Annotated in this window: 23 protein-coding genes; 10 read left to right on the top strand and 13 right to left on the bottom strand. The window is 70.7% G+C overall.

Annotated elements, in window-relative coordinates; translation table 11 throughout:
- Positions 1 to 19: 19 nt before the first annotated feature.
- From AB0K34_RS18410 to AB0K34_RS18400, 3 genes are all read right to left on the bottom strand, one after another.
- On the bottom strand, positions 20 to 400 hold the full coding sequence (locus tag AB0K34_RS18410) for a low temperature requirement protein A (RefSeq protein ID WP_364549862.1): 381 nt from the start codon (positions 398 to 400) through the stop codon (positions 20 to 22).
- Positions 401 to 502: 102 nt separating this feature from the next.
- Positions 503 to 1,645, bottom strand: a complete 1,143-nt coding sequence (locus AB0K34_RS18405) for an agmatinase family protein (RefSeq protein WP_364549860.1) — start codon at positions 1,643 to 1,645, stop codon at positions 503 to 505.
- Between the two features lie 287 nt (positions 1,646 to 1,932).
- Positions 1,933 to 2,580, bottom strand: a complete 648-nt coding sequence (locus tag AB0K34_RS18400; RefSeq protein ID WP_138635479.1) for an FMN-binding negative transcriptional regulator — start codon at positions 2,578 to 2,580, stop codon at positions 1,933 to 1,935.
- 377 nt (positions 2,581 to 2,957) lie between these two features.
- Between AB0K34_RS18400 and AB0K34_RS18395 the strand changes: the two genes are divergently transcribed.
- From AB0K34_RS18395 to AB0K34_RS18370, 6 genes are all read left to right on the top strand, one after another.
- On the top strand, positions 2,958 to 3,359 hold the full coding sequence (locus AB0K34_RS18395) for a nitroreductase family deazaflavin-dependent oxidoreductase (protein WP_138635478.1): 402 nt from the start codon (positions 2,958 to 2,960) through the stop codon (positions 3,357 to 3,359).
- A 268-nt stretch (positions 3,360 to 3,627) separates the two neighbouring features.
- Positions 3,628 to 4,464, top strand: a complete 837-nt coding sequence (locus AB0K34_RS18390; protein ID WP_364549858.1) for an NmrA/HSCARG family protein — start codon at positions 3,628 to 3,630, stop codon at positions 4,462 to 4,464.
- Positions 4,465 to 4,747: 283 nt separating this feature from the next.
- On the top strand, positions 4,748 to 5,638 hold the full coding sequence (gene sigJ / locus AB0K34_RS18385; protein WP_364549856.1) for an RNA polymerase sigma factor SigJ: 891 nt from the start codon (positions 4,748 to 4,750) through the stop codon (positions 5,636 to 5,638).
- Positions 5,639 to 5,858: 220 nt separating this feature from the next.
- Positions 5,859 to 6,314: a cupin domain-containing protein gene (locus tag AB0K34_RS18380; protein ID WP_301174952.1), complete on the top strand. Its 456-nt coding sequence runs from the start codon at positions 5,859 to 5,861 to the stop codon at positions 6,312 to 6,314.
- Between the two features lie 128 nt (positions 6,315 to 6,442).
- Positions 6,443 to 6,904: a carboxymuconolactone decarboxylase family protein gene (locus AB0K34_RS18375; RefSeq protein ID WP_364549854.1), complete on the top strand. Its 462-nt coding sequence runs from the start codon at positions 6,443 to 6,445 to the stop codon at positions 6,902 to 6,904.
- Positions 6,905 to 7,389: 485 nt separating this feature from the next.
- Positions 7,390 to 8,694 (top strand): NAD(P)/FAD-dependent oxidoreductase, encoded by a 1,305-nt coding sequence (locus AB0K34_RS18370; protein ID WP_364549852.1) that lies wholly within the window; start codon positions 7,390 to 7,392, stop codon positions 8,692 to 8,694.
- Between the two features lie 141 nt (positions 8,695 to 8,835).
- On the opposite strand, the gene AB0K34_RS18365 is transcribed toward AB0K34_RS18370, so the two are convergent.
- The 4 genes from AB0K34_RS18365 to AB0K34_RS18350 form a co-directional block, all read right to left on the bottom strand.
- Positions 8,836 to 9,246, bottom strand: coding sequence for a hypothetical protein (locus tag AB0K34_RS18365; RefSeq protein WP_138635473.1), 411 nt, complete (start codon positions 9,244 to 9,246; stop codon positions 8,836 to 8,838).
- 15 nt (positions 9,247 to 9,261) lie between these two features.
- Positions 9,262 to 10,116 (bottom strand): hypothetical protein, encoded by an 855-nt coding sequence (locus AB0K34_RS18360; protein ID WP_138635472.1) that lies wholly within the window; start codon positions 10,114 to 10,116, stop codon positions 9,262 to 9,264.
- On the bottom strand, positions 10,113 to 10,619 hold the full coding sequence (locus tag AB0K34_RS18355; RefSeq protein WP_138635471.1) for a SigE family RNA polymerase sigma factor: 507 nt from the start codon (positions 10,617 to 10,619) through the stop codon (positions 10,113 to 10,115). The genes AB0K34_RS18360 and AB0K34_RS18355 overlap by 4 nt, the downstream gene beginning before the upstream one ends.
- 524 nt (positions 10,620 to 11,143) lie before the next feature.
- Positions 11,144 to 11,425 (bottom strand): MerR family transcriptional regulator, encoded by a 282-nt coding sequence (locus AB0K34_RS18350; protein ID WP_138635481.1) that lies wholly within the window; start codon positions 11,423 to 11,425, stop codon positions 11,144 to 11,146.
- Positions 11,426 to 12,518: 1,093 nt separating this feature from the next.
- On the opposite strand from AB0K34_RS18350, the gene AB0K34_RS18345 reads away from it, so the two are divergent.
- From AB0K34_RS18345 to AB0K34_RS18335, 3 genes are all read left to right on the top strand, one after another.
- On the top strand, positions 12,519 to 14,189 hold the full coding sequence (locus tag AB0K34_RS18345; RefSeq protein ID WP_364549849.1) for a Re/Si-specific NAD(P)(+) transhydrogenase subunit alpha: 1,671 nt from the start codon (positions 12,519 to 12,521) through the stop codon (positions 14,187 to 14,189).
- A 3-nt stretch (positions 14,190 to 14,192) separates the two neighbouring features.
- The gene (gene pntB, locus AB0K34_RS18340) at positions 14,193 to 15,635 is read left to right on the top strand and encodes a Re/Si-specific NAD(P)(+) transhydrogenase subunit beta (protein ID WP_138635469.1); all 1,443 of its coding nucleotides are present in this window, start codon (positions 14,193 to 14,195) and stop codon (positions 15,633 to 15,635) included.
- A 112-nt stretch (positions 15,636 to 15,747) separates the two neighbouring features.
- A complete protein-coding gene (locus tag AB0K34_RS18335) occupies positions 15,748 to 16,596 on the top strand; it encodes an alpha/beta hydrolase (protein WP_364549847.1) in 849 nt (282 codons plus the stop codon).
- An 81-nt stretch (positions 16,597 to 16,677) separates the two neighbouring features.
- Here the strand turns inward: AB0K34_RS18335 and AB0K34_RS18330 are convergent, their stop codons facing one another.
- The 5 genes from AB0K34_RS18330 to AB0K34_RS18310 form a co-directional block, all read right to left on the bottom strand.
- Positions 16,678 to 18,198: a serine/threonine-protein kinase gene (locus AB0K34_RS18330; protein WP_138635467.1), complete on the bottom strand. Its 1,521-nt coding sequence runs from the start codon at positions 18,196 to 18,198 to the stop codon at positions 16,678 to 16,680.
- Positions 18,195 to 20,180, bottom strand: coding sequence for a serine/threonine-protein kinase (locus AB0K34_RS18325; RefSeq protein WP_171068898.1), 1,986 nt, complete (start codon positions 20,178 to 20,180; stop codon positions 18,195 to 18,197). The genes AB0K34_RS18330 and AB0K34_RS18325 overlap by 4 nt, the downstream gene beginning before the upstream one ends.
- Positions 20,181 to 20,390: 210 nt before the next feature.
- Positions 20,391 to 20,699 (bottom strand): PadR family transcriptional regulator, encoded by a 309-nt coding sequence (locus tag AB0K34_RS18320; protein ID WP_138635465.1) that lies wholly within the window; start codon positions 20,697 to 20,699, stop codon positions 20,391 to 20,393.
- A gap of 138 nt (positions 20,700 to 20,837) precedes the next feature.
- Positions 20,838 to 21,533 carry a response regulator transcription factor gene (locus AB0K34_RS18315; RefSeq protein ID WP_138635464.1) on the bottom strand — a complete coding sequence of 232 codons (696 nt, stop codon included), beginning with the start codon at positions 21,531 to 21,533 and terminating at the stop codon, positions 20,838 to 20,840.
- Positions 21,530 to 22,777, bottom strand: coding sequence for a sensor histidine kinase (locus AB0K34_RS18310; RefSeq protein ID WP_138635463.1), 1,248 nt, complete (start codon positions 22,775 to 22,777; stop codon positions 21,530 to 21,532). Before AB0K34_RS18310 ends, AB0K34_RS18315 begins: the two co-directional genes overlap by 4 nt.
- A gap of 164 nt (positions 22,778 to 22,941) precedes the next feature.
- Between AB0K34_RS18310 and AB0K34_RS18305 the strand changes: the two genes are divergently transcribed.
- Positions 22,942 to 25,194 carry an MMPL family transporter gene (locus AB0K34_RS18305; RefSeq protein WP_138635462.1) on the top strand — a complete coding sequence of 751 codons (2,253 nt, stop codon included), beginning with the start codon at positions 22,942 to 22,944 and terminating at the stop codon, positions 25,192 to 25,194.
- Between the two features lie 50 nt (positions 25,195 to 25,244).
- Here AB0K34_RS18305 and AB0K34_RS18300 read toward each other — a convergent pair whose 3' ends face one another.
- Positions 25,245 to 26,525, bottom strand: a complete 1,281-nt coding sequence (locus AB0K34_RS18300; protein ID WP_364549843.1) for an APC family permease — start codon at positions 26,523 to 26,525, stop codon at positions 25,245 to 25,247.
- Positions 26,526 to 26,634: the final 109 nt, after the last annotated feature.

Below are 26,634 nucleotides of genomic sequence, written 5' to 3'. Positions count from 1 at the left end.
GTACCGGCCCCCTTCGTCTTTAGCGGGTGGGCGGTCCCCGGTCAGGAGCAGGATCGCCGCCAGCGGCACCACGAACGCCCATGGACGACCGGTGAACGCGTGCGGGATCTGGGCGTTCATGAACAGGCCGAAGGCCCATCGCCGCCAGCACCAGCCCTCGGGTCCGGGGCGGCGTGATGTCCAGGAAGGTGGCGTCGAAACTGGTGAGCACCCACGTGGTGAGAACCGCGATCAGCATCATCGCGGTCTCGGCCGCACCGCGCCAAGACGGGGCGCTGTGCAGGTGCTCGGCGAGCTGCCCGACGGCGAAGACGAAGACCAGGTCGAAGAACAACTCCAGCGGGGACACCGCCCGGCGCGGGGCGGCGTCCGACGCCGCGCGCACGTCGGAGGTGCGCAACGGCCAGCTAATGACAGCCCTCAGCCTGCTGCCGCCGAAATCCGGGTCGATTCTCTTCGCGGGCCTTCCTGTTGGCCTCAGTGAGTGCTCGCGACGAAGCGGTCAAGACGGGTATGGGCCCCACGCGGGACGGCCCGAGGTGGACGGCTTGCGGCCCAGCTTGCCGGCCCGTACCTGCACGGCGAGGCTGTCGAGGATGACGCGGCTGCTCATCAGGCATGTCGTCTCCGCCCAGTCGTAGGGCGGCGAACACTCGACGATCTCGATGCCCGCCAGGCCGGGTTCGGAGACCAGCCGGACCAGGTTGAGCACCTCGCGGGGCAGCAGGCCGCCGGGCTCCGGCCAGCCGGTGCCGGGCACGAACCCGGCATCGATCACGTCGATGTCGAAGGAGAGGTAGACGGCCTCGGCGTCCTTCCAGGCGATCTCCAGGGCCGTCTCGGCGACCTTCTCCACGCCGACGCGCTCGACGTCGCCCACCGTGATGATCGTGGTGCCCCGCTCGCGGCCCACCTTGACGCCGGCGCGCGGCGACTGCCAGCCGCCGATCCCGATCTGGACGAGGTTGGTGGCCGGGGCGTTCTTGATGTTGGTGGCGTGGAACCAGGGGGTGGTGTGCATGCGCTCGTCGAGGTCGGTCTCCTGGGTGTCCACGTGCCGGTCGAAGTGGATGATGCCGACGTTGCCGTCCATGTGCGGCGTCAGGCCGCGGATGGTGGGGAAGCCGATCGAGTGATCGCCTCCCAGGACGACCGGGAAGGCGCCCTGCGACACCACGTGCGACATCGCCTGGCTGATCTGGTCGAAGGACTTCTCCAGATTGCCCGGGATGGTGAACACGTCACCGATGTCGACCATGTTGAGCTGCTCGCGCAGATCCACGCCCAGTTCGTAGCTGTAGGTGCCGAACAGGCCGGTGCAGCGGCGGATGCCCTGCGGACCGAACCGGGTGCCCGGCCGGTAGGTCGCGCCGGCGTCCAGCGGCACGCCGAACACGGCCACCTCGGCATCGCCCACGGCGTGGACGTCGTCGACGTAGGGGCATTTCAGGAAGGTTCCGGTCTCGCCGGCGAAATGCGGGAGCTCGCCTCTGGCGAAGGTCGAGATGGTCCGGTCCTTGATCGTGGGGGCGCCCTCCAGCCCGTGGGCCAGGCGCCGTTCGATCTCCTCCTGGTTCCTGCGCGTGGGCAACTCGCCCTCGACCCTCTGGGCCCACGCGCCTTCCCGGTCGGTCTGCTCGGCCACGGCATCTCCTCTGCGAGTCAAGGGGGAGGAGACGGGCTGGTACCCCGACAGCAGCAGGTCACACGGGGACCGAGGTCGAGCGCCTGTGGACGCAGAGGAGTTGATCCTGCGGGGGTGCAAAGGGGCGGTAGCGGCTGTGTCGGGTCCTGTCGGCGAGCCGTTGCTCCAGGCGGTCATGACCGCTGTGACGTCGGGCCAGGGCCGGTGGGCGCGTCGTCCGGTGGGCGGTGACGAGGGTGATGCGGGTGGCTTCTTGGCCCGTGGGTCGTGGGCTGCCGGGGTGATGGTCAGGGCTTCCAGATGCCGATGCGGTCGGTACGTCGGCGTTGCTGGGCCGCGGTGGGGATGTCGAGTCCCTGGCCGCGTGCGGTGAGGCGGTCGGCGACCGTGGTGCGGTGCTCGACGCTCTTGTGGTCGTCGTACTTGAACTTGGCCCGGACCTGGACGACCTCCAGCCGCAAGCCGCGGATGCCGGACAGCATCCGTCCGTAAGGAGGTTGTCCTGGGGCGACGTCGGCATGGTCGCCGTCGGGTTGGAAGTGGGCGAGCTGCCGGGTCAGCAGGTCGGCCTTGGCGTGCGGGTCGTCGATGATGTGGGCCCGGCAGGTGAACTGGACGGCGGCGTAGTAACTGGTCGGTACACCGTCCTCGGGCGGAACGTCGGGGGCGGCGCGCCAGGTACCGGGGACGAAGGCATAGTCCCCGATGACCGTGAACGCGACGTTAGGGTCGTGCTCGATCGCCTTCCAGACCGGGTTCGGGCGCCCGAGATGGATCAGCAGGTCACTTCCGTCCACGCTGAAGTGGGTGGGGACGACGACGGGCGGCTGTCCCGGCAGGCCGTTGACGGCGAGCTGGCCGAAGTCGTGGCCGTCGGCGATCCATGCCTGCCACTCGGCGTCGTCCAGGCTCGCGTCCCAGGGCTGGATGAACAAGTGAGTTCCCCTTTGCTGATCGGCAACGATGAGAAACAGGAGTCGGGGCGGGGGAGGGCCGGCAGGCTGACCGCGACGGCGGCGGTGCCCACGCCGACGATCTGGCCGCTGCCGAAGGGGTGGAGTGGTGCAACACCCCTGCCTGCACGAAGCCAACCACTACCGGCAACGCTCAACCAGCAGGTCACAGTCACAATCTAGAGTCTCCGCGGAACCGGGGCGGTTCACAGATTCGCCCGGATGTGTCACAGGCGGAAGGGGCTGCGCTGTCATACCTTGCGACCGGACGGCCGAGGGCCCGCGGTGAGCGAAAAGGAAGATCGTCGTGGCCGGGGTCGCAGCGGCCGTCTGAATGAAGAACCAAGAGCGGGAGTGTCATGCTTTACGGGCAGGAGCACGTCAGGCGCTACCAGGAAACGGGCGGAGCCGAGGGGCACGCTTGGCAGGGCACCACGGTCCTGCTGCTCACCACCACCGGACGGCGGAGCGGCAAGCCGTACACGACTCCGCTGATCTACCAGGAGGACCATGGCAACCCTGTCGTGGTGGCGTCCAAGAGCGGCGACCCCGCCGACCCCGACTGGTTCCTCAATCTGAGAGCGAACCCCGAAGTCCAGGTGCAGGTCCGCGACGACAAGTTCACCGCCCGCGCCCGTGTCGCGACGCCGGAGGAGAAGCCGCCGCTCTGGAAGAAGATGACCGCGACCTGGCCGGACTACGACGAGTACCAGTCCAAGACCGACCGCGAAATCCCGGTGGTCATTCTCGAACGCGTCTGACGCAACTATCGGTGCCGAAAACTGCGTCACCGGCTTGACGTTCGATGTAGCGGGGTTCCGTGGCCCGGTCACCCTTGAGGGGACGGGACCGCCGGCCACCGGAGACGCCGTCAGGGTCACCTCGACAGGTGGGCAGTGCGCCACCGCCGACGAGCCCGCCGAGATCCTCGTGCGGGAGATGCACGCGACCCGCACCCGACCATGATCGAGGGCATCCCTACTGGTAAGCCCCGTGATCGGGTACTCACAAGCAATGCAAGGAGACAACGTGACGATACTGGTGCTTGGTCCGACCGGCGGGCAAGGCGGTGCGGTGGTGGCCGCGCTGTTGGAACGCGGCGTCCCGGTGCGAGGGCTGGTCCGCGACCCGGCTCGGCTCTCCGCGCATACGCTGACGGAGCGGGGTGTCGAGGTGGTCCGGGGCTCGTGGTACGACGTGGACTCACTGGCCGCCGCCATGACCGGGACCGACGGTGTGTTCGCCCTGACCACCCCGTTCGAGTCCGGTCCGGCGGCCGAGGTGCAGCAGGGGCGGGCGATCCTGGAGGCCGCCGCCAGGGCTCAGGTCCCGCATCTGGTGTTCAGCTCCGTGGCGAGCGCCGACCAGCGGTCGGGGGTGCCCCACTTCGACAGCAAGGCCCGCGTCGAGGCGCAACTCCCGGGCTCCGGCGTCCCGTACACGATCCTCGGCCCCACCTACTTCTTCGACAACATGATGGGCGACGCCGGCAGCGTCCGGCAGGGCATCCTCAGGCTGCCGATCCCCTCCGACCGTCCCTTGCAGCAGACAGCCCGTGACGACTTGGGCGCCTTTGCGGCGGAGGTGCTGCTGAATCCCGACTCTTACAAGGGGCAGCGGATCGAGCTGGCCAGCGACCGTCCCACACCCGCCGAGATGGCCGCCGACCTGGGTGAAGCGCTGGGACGCCCGGTCCACCACGAGCAGACACCGCTCGCGGCCATCACCAACCCGGACATGCACGCTATGTGGGACTTCTTCAACGGTCCCGGCTACCAGGTCGATATCCCCGGGCTCCATGAGGCGCATCCCGAGATCTCTTGGACGTCCTTCGCGGACTGGACGCGCCAGACCTTCCTTCGATAACCGATCACGATGACTAAGCCGCAGGACGGCGGTCGACCGGCGCCCGGGCTGGTGTCGCGAGGTATGCCAAGTCTCGTGAAGACCTAGTGCAGGTGGAACTCGACCGTGTGGGTGCTCAGGCACAGGCGGCCGCCGCTGCGAACCGCGCTGCGCGCCTCGATCCCGGATGCACTCCCCCGCGGGCCGATGCGCCCCAGGTGCGCTACCTCCATCTCATGGCGACGGACTAGGACCCCGGCTCGAACGATTACGCTGAATCGGCGAGCTTGGGGGTGCGATCTGTATGGGCGACGGGCACGCGCCTGGACGGTCCGAGCAGGAGGACAGGCTCGGAGCCGAATGGGAGGAGCACCAGCCCGCGGTTTTCGGGGTGGCCTATCGGCTGCTGGGTGGGGTGGCCGATGCCGAGGACGTCACCCAGGACGTGTGGCTGCGGGCGGCCGGGACTGATCTGCGGGACATCGATGATCTCAGGTCCTGGCTGGTGACGGTGGCCGCACGGCGGTCGTACGACATTCTCAAGAGCGCCCGTTTCCGCCGGGAGGACTATGTCGGGCCGTGGCTGCCGGAGCCGTTGCTGACGGGGCCGGACGCGTCCGAGCGGGTCCTCGTCGATGAGTCCATCAGTTCCGCGATGCTCCTGGTGATGGAGGAGTTGAGCCCGCCGGAGCGGGTGGCCTTCGTCCTGCACGATGTCTTCGGTCTGGAGTTCGGCCGGATCGCCGAAGTGCTCGACGTCTCCGTGCCAGGTGCTCGGCAACACGCTTCACGGGCGCGTCGGCGGGTGGCCAAGGCGAAGGGGGCTTCGCCGCAGGCGTCCAAGGCGGAGCGCGAACGTGTGCTGGCGGCCTTCCGTGCCGCCTACGAGGCCGGGGACCTGGCCGGCCTGGTCAGGCTGCTACACCCGGACGCCGTCTACGTCACCGATGGCGGCGGCAAGGCCGCTGCGGCGCGCAAGGCCATCCATGGTGGTGAGCGCGTGGCCGAGGTTATGGTGCGCGTGGGCCGCCAATGGCGGACGGACCGCATCGACATGGTCGAGGTCGGCGGCGAACTCTCCCTGGTGTTCTACCGGGAGGGCCGTGTCTACTCCGTGGACACGCTGCAGATCACCGACGGTCTGATCAGCGCGTACCGCAGGGTCATCAACCCGGACAAACTTTCTCGCCTCTGAGCTGTCACACCCCTAGGGGCTAACTCGTCTCCCTGATGAGAACCACGAAACGGGGGACGAGGGAACGCTCGTGAGCAGACGCCATTGATCAGGCCGGACGGCGCACGTCCAACTGCTGCGTTTCCTCCGACGATGAGCCGCGATGAGCCCGAAGCGAATGGGCCCCGCGCTCCAGCGCCCCTTGCCGGAAAGGACCTTTATGCGAGCCCCAGGTATTGGAATGCGGGTCGTCGGTGGTCTGTCGGCCGTCGCCGCGCTGACCGCTGCCGCGGCCTGCTCCAGCTCCGACCCGCCCGCCCACGCCAAGACGCCGACTGCGGCCGTGGCATCGGAGCATCCCGCCGAAACCCTCAAGCCGCTGATCCAGCAGAACCTCCCGGATGTGAAGGGCAAGACGTTCACCTCGGCGATCGTCGCCTTGCCGCCCAGCGCACGTGCGAAACCGCACCGGCATGGCAAGGCGTTCGTCTACGCCTACGTCCTGGAAGGCACCGTACGCAGCCAACTCGGCGGCGAGTCCGTGCGGACCTACCGGCAGGGCGAGAACTGGGTGGAGCAGCCAGGCGCCCAACATGTCCTCACCGAGAACACGAGCCGGACCGAACCGGCCAAGCTTCTGGTCGTCTTCGTCTCCAACACCGGAGACAAGCTCAAAGTCGACGACCCGGGCTCTTAGCCCGCCTCAGGCAGCGGGCGTCCAATGTGCCCGTACGAATTCACTATCCCTGCCCGATTATCGAGCACCGTCCGTTAAAACGCGCCCGGAATGAGCGGCGCGCTACCCGTCCGAACCCCGGAGGAACCTTGACCGCTACCACCCACCGCCTGTACCTCGACAAGCAGCACCCGAGCGCCTACAAGGCCCTCGTCGCATTGTCGACCGAAGTTCAAAGGATCGCCACCGCGGCGGGCCTTGACCCCCTCCTGATCGAACTGTTGAAGATCCGCATCTCCCAGATCAACGGCTGCGCGTTCTGCCTGCGCTTGCACACCCGTGACGCCCTCAAGAAGGGCGAGAACCCCGACCGGATCGCCGTGCTGCCCGGCTGGGAGGAGACCGGCTACTTCTCCGACCTGGACCGCGCCGCCCTCCGCTTGAGTGAAGCGGTCACGCGCGTCTCGGACGGGCACGTCAGCGACGAGGACTACGACGCCGCCGCAGCCGTCCTCTCCCCGGATCAGGTCTCGGCGGTCATCTGGCTGACGACGGTGATGAACGCCTTCAACCGCATAGCGATATCCAGCCGGTACCCCGTCAAGGACTGACCCCGTCTCCGATTTCACCGGACTGCGGGGGTGCAGTCCGGTGAAATCGGGCGGACACCCGATCCACAGAGAGCACGGTGTGAGCGAGATCGTGACGGCCGCGGACGATCCGAGAGGGGCGGCCGACAGCGCGGGCGCGGTGGGCGCGGGAATCCCGCTCGCGGGGGCGCGCTGTCGGCACTATCCCACTGTCGGACGAGGGACGACTGTGGGCGCGAATCGCGAGGCGGCCCGCATCGGGATGCTGAGTCGGTCACGACGTTCGCGCTGGCCTGCGAACTGCCAGAGCTCAAACTGGCAAACGTATCGGGTTGAAATCGGCGAGAGACATGTCGTGAACAGAATCGCATTCGCCTGACCAAATTGAATGGGGCATGTGGGGTTCGCTCCCACGGTCCGAGAATAAGAGAGATGAAAGGGCTGGGGATTTGCAAAGCGCCGTTGTGGGGCCGACGGGATCGGGAAGCGAAGCAGGGGGAGAGGGGATGAGGCGCGCGAGGATTGTAATCGTCGGGGCGGGGTTCGCCGGCTTTGCCGCCGCTCGTAAGCTGGCGCGGCTCGCCCGGGGCCGGGCGGAGATCACGTTGCTCAACCCGACCGATTACTTCTTGTACATGCCGTTGCTGCCGGAAGTGGCGGCGGGACTGATCGACCCGCGCCGGGTGGCGGTGTCGCTCCCCGCGGCACTGCCCGGGGTGCGGACGATTCTGGGTGAGGCGCAGCGAATCGACGCCGAGACCCGGAAGGTGCACTACACCGGTCCGGAGGACGGGAACGGCGAAATCGGCTACGACCGGCTCGTCCTGGCCGTCGGGAGCGTGAACAAGCTGCTGCCGATCCCGGGCGTGGCCGAACATGCGCACGGTTTCCGCGGCATCCCCGAGGCGCTTTACCTCCGAGACCACGTCGTCAGGCAGATCGAGCTGGCCGACACCGCCGACGATCCGGCCGAGCGCGAGGCGCGCTGCACGTTCATCGTCGTCGGCGCCGGCTACACCGGGGTCGAGGTGGCCGCGCAGGGGGTGCTGCTCACCCGTTCCCTGATGCGAAACCACCCGCGCTTGCGCGGCATCACCCCGCGCTGGCTTCTGCTGGACGTGGCCGACCGTGTGCTGCCCGAGCTGGGCGAGCGGCTCTCACATGCGGCGGATCGTGTACTGCGCGGGCGCGGCGTCGAGGTCCGGACGGGCATGTCCGTCAAGGAGGCGACCTCGGACGGTGCATGGCTCACCGACGGCGTTTTCGTGCCGAGCAGGTCGCTCGTCTGGTGCGTGGGAGTACGGCCCGACCCCGTGGTGAAGGGCCTCGGCCTGGAGACCATGAAGGGACGGCTGGTGGTGAACGAATATCTCCACGTGCCGGACCACCCGGAGATCTACGCTTGCGGTGACGCGGCCGCGGTACCGGATCCGAACCGTCCCGGCGAGGTGACGCCGATGACCGCGCAGCACGCTCAGCGGCAGGGCACGCGAGTGGCGCGCAACATCGCGGCCTCCTACGGCGTCGGTGAAATGCGCCCCTACCGACACCGTGATCTGGGGTTCGTGGTCGACCTGGGCGGGACGCAGGCGACCGCGAACCCGCTGGGGGTGCCGCTGTCGGGCCTGCCCGCCAAGGTGGTCACCCGCGGCTACCACCTGCTGTCACTGCCCAGGAACCGCTCGCGGATCGCCATGGACTGGCTCCAGAACGCGATCCTGCACCGCCAGACCGTCCAACTGGGCCTGGTGCGATCCCCGATCGTGCCGCTGGACACCGCCGCCCCGGAGCTCCCGACGATCCCGCATTGACACTGCGCTTGAGGACATGTGTCACCCGGCTAGGTGAGAGTCTCTGGCTTGCCTAGCCGGGTGACGCTCTCAACTGATCGTCAGGTGGAGCGAAATTACAGTTCCCTGTGACGGTGGCCAGATGAACAGAATGTGGTGACGTCAGAGGCAGATCTCCTCGTCGCGATCGGCGACCGCGTCGACGGCCAGGTACAGCAGGGATGTCAGATGTGGTTCGAGTTCGTCGGCGGGGATGGCGCCGACGAGGGCGGAAAGCCCGAGCCGGTCGCGGGCCGCCACGGCGGCGAGCACCCGCGCGGCCCAGCGCGCCGGAGTCGGCACCTGCTCGATGTCGCGGCGTACGCCGATGTCCGGTGGGCGCTCGTGCAGAATCGTCCTGCACCAGACGGTGACGAGGCGTTCCACCGCGGCGGGGCCGCGGAGGACGGCGCGGGCGGTCAGCGCGCGGCTCCGGCGATGCTCGCCGTAGACGGCGGCCGTCAGCGCCTGCCCGGCCAACAGCCCGGCGTGCCAGTGGAGGGCGAGTTCGGCCGCCCTGTGCCGGATCGGCATGGCCGCCTCCCGGGGTCAGTCGCAGAGCGTGGGGCGGGGACGGGTCAGGCCGTCGGTGCAGTCTTCGGGGACGAAGCCGGCCTCCTCCGTCCGGACCTGCGGCCGCCAGGTGTGGACGGCCTTGCCCGCGCCGTCGTAACCGGTCACGGTCTTGACGCGGATCGTGGGCGAGGACATCGCGCCCGCCGACATCGGGCCGGTCGCCCCGTGGTCCGGCATCATCCGGGTCGGGGTCTGGGCGATGAAGAAGCCGTCCTGGACGGCGACCCGCGCGGTGCGGCCGCCGTCCCAGGCCACGGCGACGCGGGTCACGCCGGGCTTGGCGCGGCCGACGACCACGGCGTGCAGTTCGTCCCACTTCAGGGCCTGCACCTGCCGGATACCGTCCACGCGGAGCGGCGCGTCGAAGCCGAAGAGGCGGCCGTCCGTCCTGCCGGGCCAGGCGTGCACCTGCGGCGGTTCGGTGTTGTCGCCTCCGCCGGTCACGCAGAGGACGTAGCCGCGGGTGCCGCCGATCTCCACGAGCAGCCCGCCCGGCACCCGCTGCCGCGTCAGCACCCGGAAGTCCGACACGCGCCCGTCGCGCAGGCAGGCGCGGGTGATCGCCCGCTCCTCGGGGGTGTCGTCCGGCAGCGCGTCCGCGATCCGGGACGGCTCGGCCGTGGGGCCGAGAACGCCGGTCTCCGGGCGGTCGCCACCCGCGACGACCACGACGGGGACGACGGCCGCCAGGGCGAGCGCCGCCGCACCGGCGGCCTTCCTGGTCCGGCGGCGGGCGGCGGTGCGCAGAGCGCGGTCGGTGAGGTCGTCGGCGGGCTCGGCGCGATCGGCGAGCGCGGTGAGGGCGTCCCTGAGCATCTGGTCGGTCATGGTCGGCTCCCGGTCGGAGTGAGGTGGACGGCCAGGTCGGGGGCGAGTTCCCGGAGCCGGGCGATCGCGCGGTGCGTCTGGCTGCGGACGGTGCCGACCGAGCAGCCCATGATCGCGGCGACCTCGCGTTCGGGCAGGTCCTCGTAGTAGCGCAGGACCAGCACGGCCCGCTTGCGCGGTGGCAGGGCCAGCAGCGCGCGTTCCAGCGCCAGCCGCAGGTCGACGTCCGGGCCGGCGGATGGCAAGTCCGGAGGCTCCGCGACGACCGACTCGCGGCGCCGTCGGCGCCACCGGTTGACCTGCTCGTTGTACATGGCGCGGCGGACGTAGCCCTCCGGGTTGTCGCGCACGCGGCCCCACCGCGCGGCCGTCTTCGCCAGGGCGTTCTGCAATAGGTCCTCGGCGGCGTGCTGATCCCCGGCCAGCACGTACGCCGTCCGGATGAGGCTGCCGGACCGTGCCGCGACGAATGCGGCGAAGCTCTCGCGGGCCTCTCGGTTCAACGGGCCTCCTCTGTGGTGTCACCCACTCAGACCCACGAAGGCCCCGCGGCTATGCCTCCAACACAGATCTTTTCTAGCGCGGGCCCGACCGTCCGTACCAACTGCCGCCAGCCATCAACCACAAGTTCCCGGGGAGATGACCTGATCCTGCGAGAGCGCGACGGTAACTGCGATGGCAGCACCACGCAAAGCCCCTCAGGAACTCGGAAAGCCGCCTCCACCGATCACTGGACCAGACCAGATCGCCCACCTGAACGTCCGAAGAACACAATGTCCGGACGGAACCCTCAACGAGCACGATCATGCCGCTTGACCTGAACGGACGAGGCTTGCGGCAGCGACCGCGCTCGACCGGGGGCGGTGTGCCGGCTGGACGCGCTACAGATCGGTGTGCGGCTGCCGGCGATGAGTCTGCGGCTCGTGGTCGGCGGCTTGGCCGCGGCCCCTGCGGACTTGCTTCCGCGGCTTCCGTTTCGAGTACCGTCCGTCGTCGGCAAGGCGGAGCGGACCGGGGGCCGGCGGGTTCAGGGTAGGTTTCGTGCCGCCCGTTCGTTGCGGTCGTGCTGGAGTTCAGCGTTGATGCGCTGGGCTTCGGCGAGTTGGTCTTCGAGGATGATGATGCGGCAGGCGGCGTCCAGCGGGGTGCCCTGGTCGATCAGGTCGCGGGCGCGTTGCGCCAGCCGCAGCTGGTAGCGGGAGTAGCGGCGGTGTCCGCCGGCTGAGCGCTGCGGGACGATGAGGCGGGCGTTGTCGAGGCTGCGCAGGAACGCCGGAGTGACGTCCAGCATCTCGGCGGCGCGGCCCATGCTGTAGGCCGGGTAGTCCTCGTCGTCGAGCTTGCCTTCGAGCCCGCCGGAATCCTCGGCGGCGTGCGCGTGATGCCGATCCTGCTGGTCGCCGGCCCGGGCCGGCTGGGATGCCTTCACTAAACCTTCCGTACTGCCTTGGGCCGGCAGCGACGACAGGGGCCCCGGCGCCAGAATGCGCGCCGGGGCCCAGAGGTACAACACCATCTACCGGCTCTGACGGGCCGGTCTTCCGTGTCAGCCGCCCAGACGGGGGCGGGGACGCGGGGATCGCGTATGCGTGACCGTAGACCACCGTCCAATCTGTGGGGCTGCGGTACCCGCGCGGCGTGACTGGAGCCTGCGTCGGGCGATCCCGATGGCGTCGAACCCTCCTTTCTTTGACATCACTACCGGTACTGCGTGGTTGCTCGCGTACCGCGTCGTACGGCACGCCGTTCCCGGTGACCTGTCGGCCGCCGGCTGCCGGAGCCCCTTCCACTGCGTTGGCCCCGGCACGCCCGGCCGGTGTCTTCCGTACCTCCCGGCAGTTCGTCCTCTGCCGGTCCTCTTGGACTCGTCTCTCTTCGATGACAGGAACACTACCCGCCGTCCGGTCGAAAATCTACCTTGGCCGCTACAGAGTTTCGTAGATCACACTTCCGGGTTCTCTGCTCCAGTCGCGAGCGCTTCGGCCGCGTGGGGGAGCGGGCCGCAAGGTGTGAGTGAGGCGGAGATGGTGCGGAGGGCCGCGTCCCGGCGGGCGGACACTCGGGGACGGTCGAGGATCCGGCGAACGCGCCACGGCGTGGGCGGTGGTGGACGTCCAGGGTGAGGTGGACGCCTTCACCGTCGGTGCGCTGCACGAGCAGGCGGTGCCGGCGGCGATGACGCTAAGGCGGCCGCGGGCCGTCTCGGAGCTGAACCGGGTGGCCGTTGGTCTGGACGAGCACATCGGCGTCAGCCCGGCTGCGCGTCATGGCCTCGGGCTCCTCGCTCACTGGACCGGGGAAGATAACCGTGGCGTTGACCGTGGGAAGTGCCCAACTTCCGCAGCCAAGACTGGCACACAGTGCATAGCGGCGGCGGTCCCGCTCGCGGCAGAATTACCTTGATGCCGAGATACTTGGCGCCGTCAGCTCGTCCATGTCCGGACTGGCGGGCAGGCACCCCGGCAACCCGGCGCGATGCCCCGTACTGCGCGTTCACGGCGCTGATGCGGGAGAGATACGAGGTGGTTGTCATGATCGTTGGAATTCTCAAGGAGGATTCGCCCGGCGAGCGGCGGGTGGCGGTGACGCCGGACACCGTCACCCGGCTGCAGAAGCTCGGGTACGCGGTGATCGTCGAGTCCGGCGCCGGAGCCGGCGCGGGCTTCCCCGATGACCGGTATGAGGCCGCGGGCGCCGCCATCGGAGACGCGCAGGCCGCGGACGTGGTGCTGGGCGTCGCCCCGCCCTCGCCCGAGCGCCTGGACGCCCTGCGACCGGGTGCCACGCTGATCGGCATGCTGAGCCCCCGGTTCAGGCCGGACCTGGTGGAGGACCTCGCCGCGCGCCCCATCACGGCACTGTCGCTGGACGCGGTGCCGCGGATCTCCCGGGCGCAGTCGTTCGACGTGCTCTCCTCGATGGCCAATATCGCCGGGTACCGCGCGGTGATCGAGGCCGCGCACGAGTTCGGGCGGTTCTTCACGGGGCAGGTGACCGCGGCGGGCAAGGTGCCGCCGGCGAAAGTGCTGGTCGCGGGGGCCGGCGTCGCCGGGCTCGCGGCGATCGGCGCGGCCGGCAGCCTGGGCGCGATCGTCAGGGCCACTGACCCGCGGCCGGAGGTCGCCGACCAGGTGCGCTCGCTCGGCGGCGACTACCTCGCCGTCGCCGAGGCCGAGCCGGACGACGCTCCGGGCACCGGCTACGCCAAGGAGATGTCGGACGACTACAACGTCCGCGCCGCCGCGCTGTACGCCGAGCAGTGCCGTGACGTCGACATCGTCGTCACCACCGCGCTCATCCCCGGCAAACCCGCGCCGAAGCTGATCACCGCGGAGATGGTGGCGACGATGCGGCCGGGTTCGGTGATCGTCGACATGGCGGCGGCCAACGGCGGCAACGTCGAGGGGACGGTCCCCGGCGAGCGGGTGGTCACCGCGAACGGCGTGATCATCCTCGGCTACACCGACCTGGCCGGACGGCTGCCCGCGCAGGCGTCCCAGATGTACGGCACCAACCTGGTCAACCTGATACAGCTGATGACCCCGCAGCGGGACGGCCAACTCGTCCTGGACTTCGACGACGTCGTGCAACGCTCGATGACCGTCGTCCGCGAGGGGGAGCTCACCTGGCCGCCGCCGCCGGTGGCGGTGTCGGCGGCACCGGCGGCCGTCCGTCCGGCACGGCAGGAGGCCGAGGCGGACGGCCCGGCCCACCCGGCCGGCAAGGCGAACCCGGTGCTGCGCCGGCTCGGCACCGCGATCGCGGCCGCCGGGGTGTTCGGCCTGATCGCGTTCTCGCCGGCGGCGCTGCAGGTGCACCTGACCGTGTTCGCGCTGGCCATCGTGATCGGCTACTACGTGATCGGGAACGTGCACCACGCACTGCACACCCCGCTGATGTCGGTGACCAACGCGATTTCCGGGATCATCGTGGTCGGAGCGCTGGTGCAGATCGGCACGGGAAGCGCGGCGATCACCGTCCTCTCACTCGCGGCGATCCTGCTCGCGAGCATCAACGTCTTCGGCGGATTCGCGGTCACCCGCCGCATGCTCGCCATGTTCATCAGGAGCTAGGCAATGACGGTCGCAACGGCGGCGACCGCGGCGTACATCGTCGCGGCGCTGTTCTTCATCCGCGCGCTGGCAGGGCTCTCACGGCACGAATCCGCGCGCCTGGGCAACACCTACGGGATGCTCGGCATGGCCGTGGCGCTCGTCGCCACCGTCGCCCTCACCGCCGACGACGGCATCGACCTCCCCGCGTTCGGGCTGCTCGTGGCCGCGGTCGCGGTCGGCGCGCTGATCGGCCTGCAGCGGGCCAGGTCGGTGGAGATGACCGCGATGCCCGAGCTCATCGCGCTGCTGCACAGCTTCGTCGGGCTGGCCGCGGTCCTGGTCGGCTGGAGCGGATACCTGCACGTCGAGCACCACCCCGGGGGGACGGAGGCGGCGGCGCTCGCCCGCGAGGGCATGCTCGGCATCCACAGCGCCGAGGTCTTCATCGGCGTCCTCATCGGCGGCGTCACCTTCACCGGCTCGGTCGTGGCCTACGGCAAGCTGTCGGGCAAGTTGAAGTCCGCGCCGCTGATGCTGCCGGGCAAGAACCTGCTCAACGTCGCGGCGCTCGTCGCGTTCTCCGCGCTCACGGTCGCCTTCGTCGTCGAGCCCCAGATGTGGCAGCTCATCGCGGTCACCGCGGTGGCGCTGCTGCTCGGCTGGCATCTGGTCGCCTCCATCGGCGGCGGCGACATGCCGGTGGTGGTCTCCATGCTGAACAGCTACTCCGGCTGGGCGGCCGCCGCGTCCGGGTTCCTGCTCGGCAACGACCTCCTGATCATCGTGGGCGCGCTGGTGGGCTCCTCGGGCGCCTACCTGTCGGCGATCATGTGCAAGGCGATGAACCGCTCGTTCCTCTCGGTCATCGCCGGCGGGTTCGGCCTCGAGGCGCCCGCCGCGTCCGGTGCCGACCAGGGCCGGCACCGGGAGATCACCGCCGCGGAGACCGCCGAAGTGCTCACCGCGGCCTCCTCGGTGATCATCATTCCCGGCTACGGCATGGCCGTCGCCCAGGCACAGGCCCCCGTCGCCGCGCTGACCGCGCGGCTGCGGGACCTCGGCGCCCAGGTCAGGTTCGGCATCCACCCGGTCGCCGGCCGGCTCCCCGGCCACATGAACGTGCTGCTCGCCGAGGCCAAGGTGCCCTACGACCTGGTGCTGGAGATGGACGAGATCAACGACGACTTCGGTGCCACCGACGTGGTCCTGGTGATCGGCGCCAACGACATCGTCAACCCCGCCGCCGAGGAGGACCCCGCTAGCCCCATCGCCGGCATGCCCGTCCTGGAGGTCTGGAACGCCCGGCAGGTCATCGTGTTCAAACGCTCCATGGCCACTGGGTACGCCGGCGTCCAGAACCCGCTCTTCTTCCGCGACAACACCCAGATGCTCTTCGGTGACGCCAGGGAACAAGTCGACGGCATCCTCCGTGCCCTCGGACACCTCACACCGGTGGCCGGCTGACCCGAGACCGCCACACCATCCTGACCCCCACCGGATCTCGTGAGCTTGCTGAGGGCGCGTCGAGGTCGTTCGCAGTGTGTCCGATACCCGCTGATGAACGGGAGGTGTTGAGGTGGCGTGGTCAGAACGACTCGTCGTGCGAGATGGTGTTCGTCTCGCCTGCCGCGACTGGGGCGGATCGGGGCCGCCCCTCCTGCTGCTGCACGGGTTGGCCGGTCATGCGGGTGAATGGGACCTTCTCGCGCATCGATTGACTCCGCGATATCGGGTCATCGCGGTCGATCAGCGCGGGCATGGTGCCGCTGAGCGGCGCCCCGGGGATACCCGCCGCGCGGCCTACGTCACCGATGCCATTGCCGTTGTCGAGCAGTTGGCGTTGCACAAACCGGTGCTGGTCGGGCAGTCGTTGGGCGGGCATACGGCAATGCTGGTCGCTGCCGCTCGTCCTGATATCGCCCGGGCGCTCGTTCTGATCGAGGCCGGTCCGGGCGGTCCAACGCCGGCCAGGCCGGCAGAGGTCGGTGCCTGGCTGCGCTTGTGGCCGATCCCGTTCAGCTCCCGAGCGGCCGCCGCCGAATTCTTCGGTGGCGGCCCGGTCGGTGAAGCATGGGCGGCCGGGCTGGAGAAACGCGACACCGGTTGGTGGCCCCGCTTCGACCAGGACGTCATGGTCGACTCACTCGCCGAGATCGCCCAGCATTCCTTCTGGGAGGAGTGGAGCCGTAGCACCTGCCCCACTCTGCTCATCCTGGCGGAAACGAGCCTTCTGCCAGATCAAGAAGCCGAACAGATGCTCCGCATTCGATGCGACACCGTGGCCATGAGCATTCCGCGCACGGAACACGACCTGCACTTGCAACGCCCCGACGCCCTTCACGCCGGGCTCTTGGACTTCCTCGACAATCTCCCGTCTCATCGCGCTGCCGACGGCACTACAGCCGCAGCCACGCACCGTTACTGAATCCCGGCGACATCACCAGTGGTTGAGAGAGGGCACAGGCTGCGCCGCCGGGCGCCTGGCGCGACGGAAGGTGGCCGTGCGTCACGGCACCTTGGAAGCCACCGACACGGCCAGTCGCGCTGCCATATGGCACATGTCCGCCGTGCTGCTCATCGAGCCGGTGGCGACCGTGCTCACGTGGGTGGACGACCCCTCGTTCTCCCACGTGACCTGGCAGGCGCGCTCGTCGTCGCTGCCGTACGCCCGCATCCCGGGGAGCCCGGTCAGCTTGTCGTGCTCGGCGTCGGTCAGCTCGGTGCGGAAGAGGCGCACGGGTTCCGGGGCGTACATGAGGGTCAGCCGGAAGTCGGTGTCGGCCCCGTACTGGGCGGTCCGCCATTCGCAGGTGCGGACGTTCTCCGCCGCGTTCTGGTAGCCGCCCTGCACACCGGTGGAGATGAGCTGGTTCTCCCGGATGATGCTCTGGTCGATCACATCGCAGGGGTCCTGCGACGCGGTCCCCGGCTTCGGCGTCCCACCGGTGGCCCGGGCGCCCGGCTCGCCGCCGCCGGTCAGGGCGATCACTCCCCAGGTGAGGGCGGCGGTGAGGACGACGGTGCCCACGGCGGCTGGGAGGAGCACCCGAGGGCGCGTCCACACGGGAGTCCGGGGCGCCGCGGGCCGGGTCTCCACTCGCGTGTGCGCGGTGACCGGGGGCGGTGGAGCCGGGGTCCACGGTGCGGGCGGCCGGTCGCCGGACGGCGGCACGGCGGCCTTGCGCTCGGTGATCATCGCGCTGACGCGCTCCGGCAGCCAGTGCCCCTCGTCGGCGGCCGGCGCGAAATGCGCCAGGACGTCGCCGACCGAGGGCCGTGCGGCGGGGTCCTTGGCCAGGCACGCGGCGACGAACGGCCGGAGCCGCTCGGGCAGCCGGGACAGGTCCGGCTCCTCGTGGATGATCCGGTAGACGACGACCGCGGGCCGCCCCTTGCCGTAGGGGCCCTCGCCGGTCGCGGCGTACGCCAGGACGCAGCCGAGCGAGAACACGTCCGACTCCGGCCCCGCCGCGCGGCCCCGCGCCTGCTCGGGGGACATGAACCCCGGGGTGCCGATGACCGCGGTGGACTTCTGCGCGGCGTCCAGCGCGCGGGCGATGCCGAAGTCGATGACGCGCGGGCCGTCGTCGGCGAGCAGGACGTTGCCCGGTTTGAGGTCGCGGTGCACCAGGCCGGCGCGGTGCACCGCCAGCAGCCCCTCGGCGAGCCCGGAACCGAGGACCTGGACCGCCTGGTCCGGCAGCGGCCCGCTCTCGGCGACCGCCTGCTGCAGCGACGGGCCGGGGATGTAGGCGGTGACCAGCCAGGGGCGCCCGGCGTCCGGGTCGGCGTCGACGACCTCCGCGGTGTAGAAGCCGCCGACCTTGCGCGCGGCCTCGACCTCCTCGACGAACCGGCGCCGGAAGTCGGCGTCGGACGCCAGGTCGGCGGCCACGACCTTGACCGCGACGAGCCGGCCGCCGGGGGAGCGGCCGAGGAAGACCTCGCCCATGCCGCCGCGGCCGAGCCGTCCGAACAGCCGGTACGGGCCCACCTGTGCCGGGTCCCCGGGTTCCAGAGGCTTCACCGGGCGAGCTTCCAGATCTTGATGACGTCCTTCAACTGCGCGTCGTCGGTGGCCGCGGCGACCGTGCGCCCGTCCTGGGCGAAGGCCACGCCGCCCACGCCGGAGCGGCCCATGGACGCCGACACGAGGCGCTGCCCGGAGGCCACGTCCCACAGGGTCACCCCGCCGCCGCCCTCGCGCGCGCCCCGGCCGGCGGCCAGCGTCTTCCCGTCGGGGCTGAGGGACATCGACTGGTAGCCGGAGCCCGCATCGGCTAGGGGCGTGGTCGCCTTCTTGGCGGCGACATCCCAGACGCCGACGCCGCCGAAGGACCCGGTGAGGGTTCCGCCGTCCGGGGTGAAGCCGAGACCGGAGACGCCGAAGGCGTCGGCCTTGCCGATCGGCAGGGTGCCGGCCGGGGACCGGGACGCGACGTCGAACAGGGCCACGCCGCCCGCGAGTTCGCCGTCCCCGTAGCCGGCGGCGAGGGTCTTCCCGTCCGGGCTGAAGACGACGCTGTGCACCGCCGCTGTACTGCCAGCCCGGCCGTCGACGACGAAGGTGTGCAGCAGTTTCCCCGCCTTGACGTCCCACAGGGGCACCTTGCCGATGCCCTCGCCCTTGCCGGACCCGGAGCCCGCCAGGTAGCGGCCGTCGGGGCTGAACGCCAGTCCGTCCATGATGAACAGGTCGGTGCGGTCGGAGGACTTGAACGTGAGGTCGGCGACCGTGCGACCCGTCCGCAGATCCCACACCTTGGCCCCGCCGAGACCGGTCTGGAGACCTTCCGATGTCATCCGCATCGGCAGCATGTAGCCCATGGCGACCAGGCCGTCCCGGCTGACGGCGACGCTCTTCGGGCGCACGCCCTCGCCCGCGGCCAGGGTCGTCACCTGCGCGCGCGTGTTCGCGTCCCACACCTTGAGGTCGTCCTCGAAGACACCCACGAGGTGGGCGCCGTCCGGCGTGTAGACGATGTCCCGCAGGCTCTCGACGGTACCCGGCTCGATGCTCGCCACCGGGTCGAGCCGGGCGGTGTCCTTCTTGCCGCCACCGGTGGCTGCGGCCGAGTCGTCGGACGAGCCGGACGAGAGCACCACCGCCACGGTCACCGCCGCGACCGCCGCCACGGTCGCCGCGCCGACGGCGGCCAGCAGGCCCCGGCGCCGCCACACGCGCGGCCCGCCGGAGGCAGCGGGGCGCTCGCGCTGCTCGGCCATCGCGGCGACGGCCGGTGGAAGCCACGGGATCGGTCCGCCGGACGCGGGCGCCGACTGGAGGAGAGCGGCCGGCGCCGGCCGGTCGGCGGGCTCCTTGGCCAGGCACGCCCGGATCATGGCGGCGAGCGGCTCGGGCACGCCCGCCAGGTCAGGATCTGCGTGCGCCATGCGGTGGACGAGTTCGTCCGGCGTCCCCGTGCCGAAGGGGTGGCGCCCGGTGGCCGCGTAGGCGAGGACGCAACCGAGCGAGAACACGTCGGAGGCCGGGCCGGGCTCCTCGCCGCGGATCTGCTCCGGCGCGGTGAAGCCGGGATCGCCGATCCGCACGGACGCGAGCGTGCCGGCGTCCTCGATCGCCCGGGCGATGCCGAAGTCGACGAGGTGCGGCCCGCCGGACGCCAGCAGGACGTTCCCCGGTTTGACGTCGCCGTGCACCAGGCCCGCGCGGTGCACGGCCGCCAGCCCCTCGGCGAGCCCGGCGCAGAGCGTCCCGACGGTTTCGGCGGGCAGCGGGCCGTGGGCGGAGACCGCCTCCTGCAGGGACGGACCCGGAATGTAGGCGGTGGCCAGCCAGGGCCGGGCGGCGCTGGGGTCCGCGTCCACCACCGGTGCCGTATGGACGCCCTGTACGCGGCGGGCCGCGTCCACCTCCGCGCGGAAGCGCCGCCGGAACGTCTCGTCCTCGGCCGGGCCGGGGAGCACGACCTTCACCGCGACCGGCCGCCCGCCGGGGGAGCGGCCGAGGAACACCTCCCCGACGGTTCCGCGCCCCAGCCGTCCCATGATCTGAAAGGGCCCGACCTGCCGGGGGTCATTCGCGCCCAAGGGCTCCACGCCGTTCCTCGCCTTCTCCACTGACCGTGACGGAGCGTCCGCCTCCGTGCACAGCATTACATGAACATGATCGTTCCGTGGAGAGTTCGGCCAGGACCCGTCAGGTTCCGGTCAGGCGGAGCGCGAAGATGCCGTGTCGGACGTGGTCGGGTGGCGGGGTCATTGGGGCAGGTCGATGCCGAGTACTTCGCGGGCCAGTTCCTTGAGGGCCGCACGTTCTTCTTCCAGCACCTGATTCCCGGCTTCGGTGGCCCGGTAGACGCGCCGGGTGCGGCCTTCCACCACCCGCTGCTCCGAGACCAGCAGTCCGTCGGCCTCCATCCGGTGCAGGGTGGGGTAGAGGGTGCCGGGGCTGATGTCGTAGCCGTGTTCGGCCAGTTCGCGCGTCATCCAGGCACCGTGGATCTCCTCCTTGGCCGCGTGGTGCAGGATGTGCAGCCGCACCGCCCCCCGGATGAAGTCCCGCATGCCTTCGCCCTCCTAGCCAGTCCTGGGCGAAGAGTATGTCACCAGACCGATATCGGATGTCGATATCGGTCCTGGTTCGGCGCCGAAGAGCGGCTGCCCACGTCCTGGGGAGCGCGGCGGGCGGTGTGTGCCGCGCCTTCATGCGTCGGGGGTGACCAGTCCCGTCTGGTAGGCGATGACGACCAGTTGGGCTCGGTCGCGTGCGCCCAGCTTCGCCATTGTGCGGCTGACGTGGGTGCGTGCGGTGGCCGGGCTGATGACCAGTTCGGCGCCGATCTCCTGGTTGCTCAGTCCCCGTCCGATCAGTTCGAGCACCTGCCGTTCGCGGTCGGTGAGGACCGCGAGGCGGTCCTCCGCGGCCTCGACGGCGGTGCGCCGGGCCGTGAACTGGCCGATGAGGCGTCGGGTGATCCGCGGCGCGAGCAGCGCCTCCCCCGCCGCGATCACGCGGATGGCGTGCAGGAGTTCGGCCGGCCCGGCGTCCTTGAGCAGGAAGCCGCTCGCCCCGGCCTGCAGTGCCTCGAAGACGTTGGCGTCGGTGTCGTAGGTGGTGAGGATGAGGACCCGGACGTCCTCCAGCCCGCGTGTCCGGGTGATCTCCGCCGTGGCCTGGATCCCGTCCAGCCTCGGCATGCGGATGTCCATGAGGACGACGTGGGGACGGGTGGCACGGGCCAGTTCGACGGCTCGGGCGCCGTCGGTGGCCTCCGCGACCACGGTGATGTCGTCCTCGACGTCGATGAGCAGCCTGAACCCGGACCGGACGAGACCTTCGTCGTCGGCGAGCAGCACCTTGATCGAATCGAAGGGCGGCGCCGCGGAGGGCGCGTTCACAGTCGCGGGCCCGTCGGCGCGAGGGGCAGCCGGGCCGTCACCTGGAACCCGCCGCCCGGGGTGGGCTCGGCGTCCAGGTCGCCGCCGAGCAGCCGGCACCGCTCGCGCATGCCGAGGATTCCGCGGCCCGGCGCGGCCGGCGCCTTCGCGCCGTTGCCGGACGGGCGCTCCGCGGACTCGTCACCGGGTTCGGTCCGGCGGCCCTCGTCGGTCACGCGGATCTCCAAAAGATCGGCTCCCGGATTCAGCTCGACCGTCACCCGGGTGGGCCCGACGTGCCGGATCACATTGGTGATCGACTCTTGCAGGATCCGGTAGGCGGCGCTGCCCACGGTACCGGGCAGCGGCGTCATGGGCGGGGCCGCTTCGAGCGTCAGGTCCAAGCCGGCCTCGCGCGCCTTGGCGGTGAGTTCGTCGATCTGGTCCAGGCCGGGGTTCGGTGCGCGGCCGTCGTCCTCATCATGGGCATCGCCTTCGTCGCGGAGCACGCCGAGGATGGCTCGCATCTCTTGCAGCGCCCGGGAGCTGGTCTGCTCGATGGCCTGCAGTGCCTCGCGCGCCCGTTCCGGACGTTTGTCGAGCACGTGGGCGGTGACCCCGGACTGCACGTTGATGATCGCGATCGCGTGCGCGACGGTGTCGTGGACCTCGCGGGCGATCCGGAGGCGTTCGGCGTCGACCCGCGCGCGTGCCTCCTCCTCGCGGGTCCGCTCGGCCAGTTCGGCGCGCGCCTGGGCCTCCGCCGCGATCACCCGCCGGGACCGGACGGACTCGCCGAGGGCCGCGCTCATCACCGACGCGCCGATGCGGAAGAACACCCAGCCGATGGCGGCGCGCGGCTCGATGTCGGCGGCCGTGTACAGCCACACGGCGGTCAGCGCGGCGATGCCCGAACCGGCGATCACCAGGGACCGGCGGCCGTCGCCGTAGGCCGCGAGGGTGTACAGCGCGACGAAGAGCCCGAGCCAGCCGGGCCCGTCCGGGAAGTCGAGAGAGTAGTAGGCCACGCTGGTGAGAGCGGCGACGGCGAACACCGGCGTCGGCCACAGGCGGCGGACGGCGACGACCAGCCCGCTCACCACCAGCAGGACGTATCCGAGGTTTCCCAGGTCGGTCAGCGGGCGTGTGGCTCCCTCAGGGACGCGGGTGATCGTTCCCTGGACCTGCATCACGGTCACGAAGAGGGCGAGGAGCGTGTTCTGCGTGACCGCACGCGGGGAGAACGACCCGGTTCGGCGTTCCATGTCGCGATCTTACTGTTCAGCCGCGTGAACGCCGCTGCGCTCAGATGCGCGACTCCCTACTCCAGACGGAGTAGGGAGAACCGGGCGTCGTACGTCCGGACGCGCACACGCCGCCGTCCGCTGACAGACGCGACGGCCGCCCCGGCGGCGCGACGATCGCCGCCATGAGAGATCACCCGTCCCCGAACCGCAACCGGTCCTCGGATCCAAAGGAGCCGCGAAAGAGGAAAGGGCTGGAGAACACGGCTGAAACCCCCCGAACGGACGGCGGTCTCGCGACGCTGGCCCGGTTCTGCCACCGGCGCCGCCGCCTGGTGCTTCTCGCCTGGATCGCCGGTGTGATCGCCGTGGCGTTCGTCGGCTTCGGCTACGGTGCCGCCCCCGACAACGACTTCTCCGGAGGAGATTCGCCGTCGGCCAAGGCGCAGCAGCTGATCGAGGAGCACTTCCCCGAGCAGCAAGGGGACACGCTGACCCTCGCGATCAAGGCGGAGAAGGGCATCGACGATCCCGCCGCCCGGCGGAAGATCGAGGGGATCATCGCGGATCTCGCCGGCTCGCCCGTCACCGGGCCCGTGGTCTCCCCGTATCAGGACGAGAACCTGGTCACCGATGACCGCCGCATCGCCCGCACGACCATCCCCCTGAGCGACCAGGAGGCGGACAAGTCCGAGGTCAAGCCCTTGGTCGACCTCGTCAAGGACGCCTCCGGCGACGGCGTCACGGTGGGTCTGGGCGGTTACATGGCCGAGAAGGCCGAGACGCCGCCGCAAGGTCCGACGGAGAGCGTCGGCATCGCGGCCGCGGCGGTGATCTTGTTCATCGCCTTCGGTTCCCTGGTGGCGATGGGCCTGCCGATCGTGACCGCGCTCATGGCGATCGCGGCCGGTCTCGCGCTGACGAAGCTGGTGGGGCATCTGGTCCCCGCGCCGGACTTCACCGTGATCTTCGGTGCGATGATCGGCCTCGGCGTCGGCATCGACTACGCGCTGTTCATCGTGACCCGCTACAAGGACGCTCTCCGGGACGGCGACGCTCCCGAGGGCGCCACGGTCATCGCCATCACCACCGCCGGCCGCGCGGTGCTGTTCGCCGGCACGACCGTCGTGATCGCGTTGCTGGGCCTGGTCGTCATGGGACAGCGACTGATGACCGGGGTGGCCATCGCGACGTCGATCACCGTGCTGATCACGATGATCGCCGCGGTGACGCTGCTCCCCGCCTTCCTCGGCTTCACCGGACACAAGATCAACTCGCTGCGGCTGCCGCGCCGCGCGTCCCGCCGCGCCGAGGACGCCGACGCACCGCTCCAGGAGCGCCGCACGCTCGCCGAGCGCTGGGCCGGCGTGGTGCAGCGCAGGCCGTTGGTGGCCGCCCTCCTCGCCGGTGCGATCCTGCTGGTGCTGGCCGCCCCCACGCTGTCGATGCGGCTGGGGCAGCCCGACGCCAGCGTCCAGCCTCGCGACCGGAGCAGCTACATCTCGCACGAGATCCTCTCCGAAGGCTTCGGCCCCGGATACGGAGCGCCCCTGATCTTCGCCACCGAGATCGACTCCCCGGACGCCGATCTCCGCCACGTCGTCGCGGCGGTCGGCGGGACCGAGGGCATCGCGTACGCCACGCCGCCCCGCGTCAGCCGGGACGGGCGTGCCGCCACCTTCATGGCCTTCCCCACGACCGGCTACCAGGACGAGGCCACCGCCGACCTGGTGCACGAGCTCCGCGACGACGTGCTGCCGCGGACGCCCGGCGGCGAACAGGTCCTCGTCGGCGGACCGAACGCCGGCACCATCGACGCCGCCGAAGAGTCCGGATCGCGCCTACCCCTGATGATCGCGGTCGTCATCGCGATGTCCATGGTGCTGCTGATCGCGCTGGTCCGGTCGGTGACGATCGCGCTGCAGGCCGCGGTGATGAACCTCCTGTCGATCGGCGCCGCCTACGGTGTGGTGGTCGCGGTCGTGCAGTGGGGGTGGCTCGGCCCGGCCTTCGGCTTCCCCGCCGCCATGCCGGTCACGACCTGGGTGCCGATGATGATGTTCCCGGTCCTGTTCGGCTTGTCGATGGACTACCAGGTGTTCCTGATCTCGCGGGTCCGCGAGGAGTACGAGCGGAGCGGTGACACCCGTGCGGCCGTCGCCCGTGGGCTGGCGCGGACGGCCAAGGTCATCACGGCCGCCGCCGCCATCATGATCGCGGTCTTCACCACGTCCCTGCTCGGCCCCGACCTCGCGGTCAAGCAGGGCGGCCTCGGCATGGCCGTCGCCGTGCTCATCGACGCCACCATCGTCCGGCTGGTCCTGGTCCCCGCCGTGATGGAGCTCTTCGGCAAGAGCAACTGGTGGATGCCCGGGCGCAGAGCCCCGCGAAGGAATCCGGCTCCCTCGACCGAGATCGGAGAAGAGATCCGAGTCTGAGCCCGTCCACCCGCAGTCGCCATCAGCGGGGGGACGGGATGTGAGGGCGGTCAGTCGCGCGCCGTCGCCAGGCGGCGGATCCCGTACCAGGCGGCTCCGGCGGCCAGGACGGCGGCGCCCGCGACGACCGAGGACGGCGGCAGGGCGAACGCGAGCGCCAGGCAGCCGACGAGGCCGACGGCCGGGACGATCCGCGCCGGGCGGCCCTCGCCGGGACCGAGCGTCCACGCCGAGGCGTTCGCGATCGCGTAGTAGGCCAGTACGCCGAAGGACGAGAAGCCGATGGCGCCGCGCAGGTCCGCGGTCGCGGCGAGGATCGCGACGACGGCGCCGACCGCGAGTTCGGCGCGGTGCGGCACCTTGTACCGGGGGTGCACGGCGGCCAGGGCGTGCGGCAGGTGCCGGTCGCGGGCCATCGCCAGCGTGGTGCGGGACACGCCGAGGATCAGTGCCAGGAGGGAGCCGAGCGCGGCGACGGCCGCTCCCGCCCGCACGACCGGGGCGAGTTCGGGAAGTCCGGCGGCGCGGGCGGCGTCGGCCAGCGGCGCGGACGCGGCGGCGAGGCCGGAGCCGCCCAGGACGGCGAGGGCCGCGACGGCGACGAGCGCGTACACCGCCAGGGCGATGCCCAGTGCCAGGGGGATGGCACGGGGGATGGTGCGGGCCGGGTCCCGGACCTCTTCGCCGAGCGTGGCGATGCGCGCGTACCCGGCGAAGGCGAAGAACAGCAGTCCGGCCGCGCGCAGGACGCCGTCGAAGGAGGCGTCCGCCCCGATGCTCAGGCGGGAGGCTTCCGCCTGCCCGGACGTCAGGGCCGTGACCACGAAGGCCGCGAGGACGGCCAGGACGACCGCGACGATCACCCGGGTGAGCCGCGCGGACTTGCGCACGCCCGCGTAGTTCACCGCCGTCAGCGCGACGACGGCGGCGGCCGCGACGGCGTTCGCGTGGTCGGGCCGGATGTACAGGCCGGCGGTGAGGGCCATCGCCGCGCACGAGGCCGTCTTGCCGACGACGAACCCCCAGCCGGCGAGGTATCCCCAGAACTCGCCGAGCCGCTCCCGGCCATAGACATAGGTACCGCCGGACGCCGGGTACAGCGCGGCGAGCCGTGCCGACGAGGTGGCGTTGCAGTACGCGACGACCCCCGCGAACCCCAGTCCGAGCAGCAGCCCGGTTCCCGCGGCTCGGGCCGCCGGGCCCAATGCCGCGAAGATCCCCGCACCGATCATCGACCCCAGGCCGATCACCACGGCGTCGGACGTCCCCAGCCGCCGGCGCAGTTCAGGCGCGCCTCCGCCGGCCGGGGGGATGCTCGACGGCTCGCTCATGGTGCGCTCCCGGGCGGTTCGGCCTGATGGCTGCGAAGTCGATATCGGGTAACGATATCTGACTTCGACCCCGGTTCACCGACTCCTCGTGCTGCGCTGCTCTCAGCGC

Origin of the sequence: Actinomadura sp. NPDC049382, from assembly GCF_040677125.1 — a bacterium.
In the GTDB taxonomy this organism is placed as follows: domain Bacteria; phylum Actinomycetota; class Actinomycetes; order Streptosporangiales; family Streptosporangiaceae; genus Spirillospora; species Spirillospora geliboluensis.
This window is presented reverse-complemented; position numbering and strand designations above follow the sequence as displayed.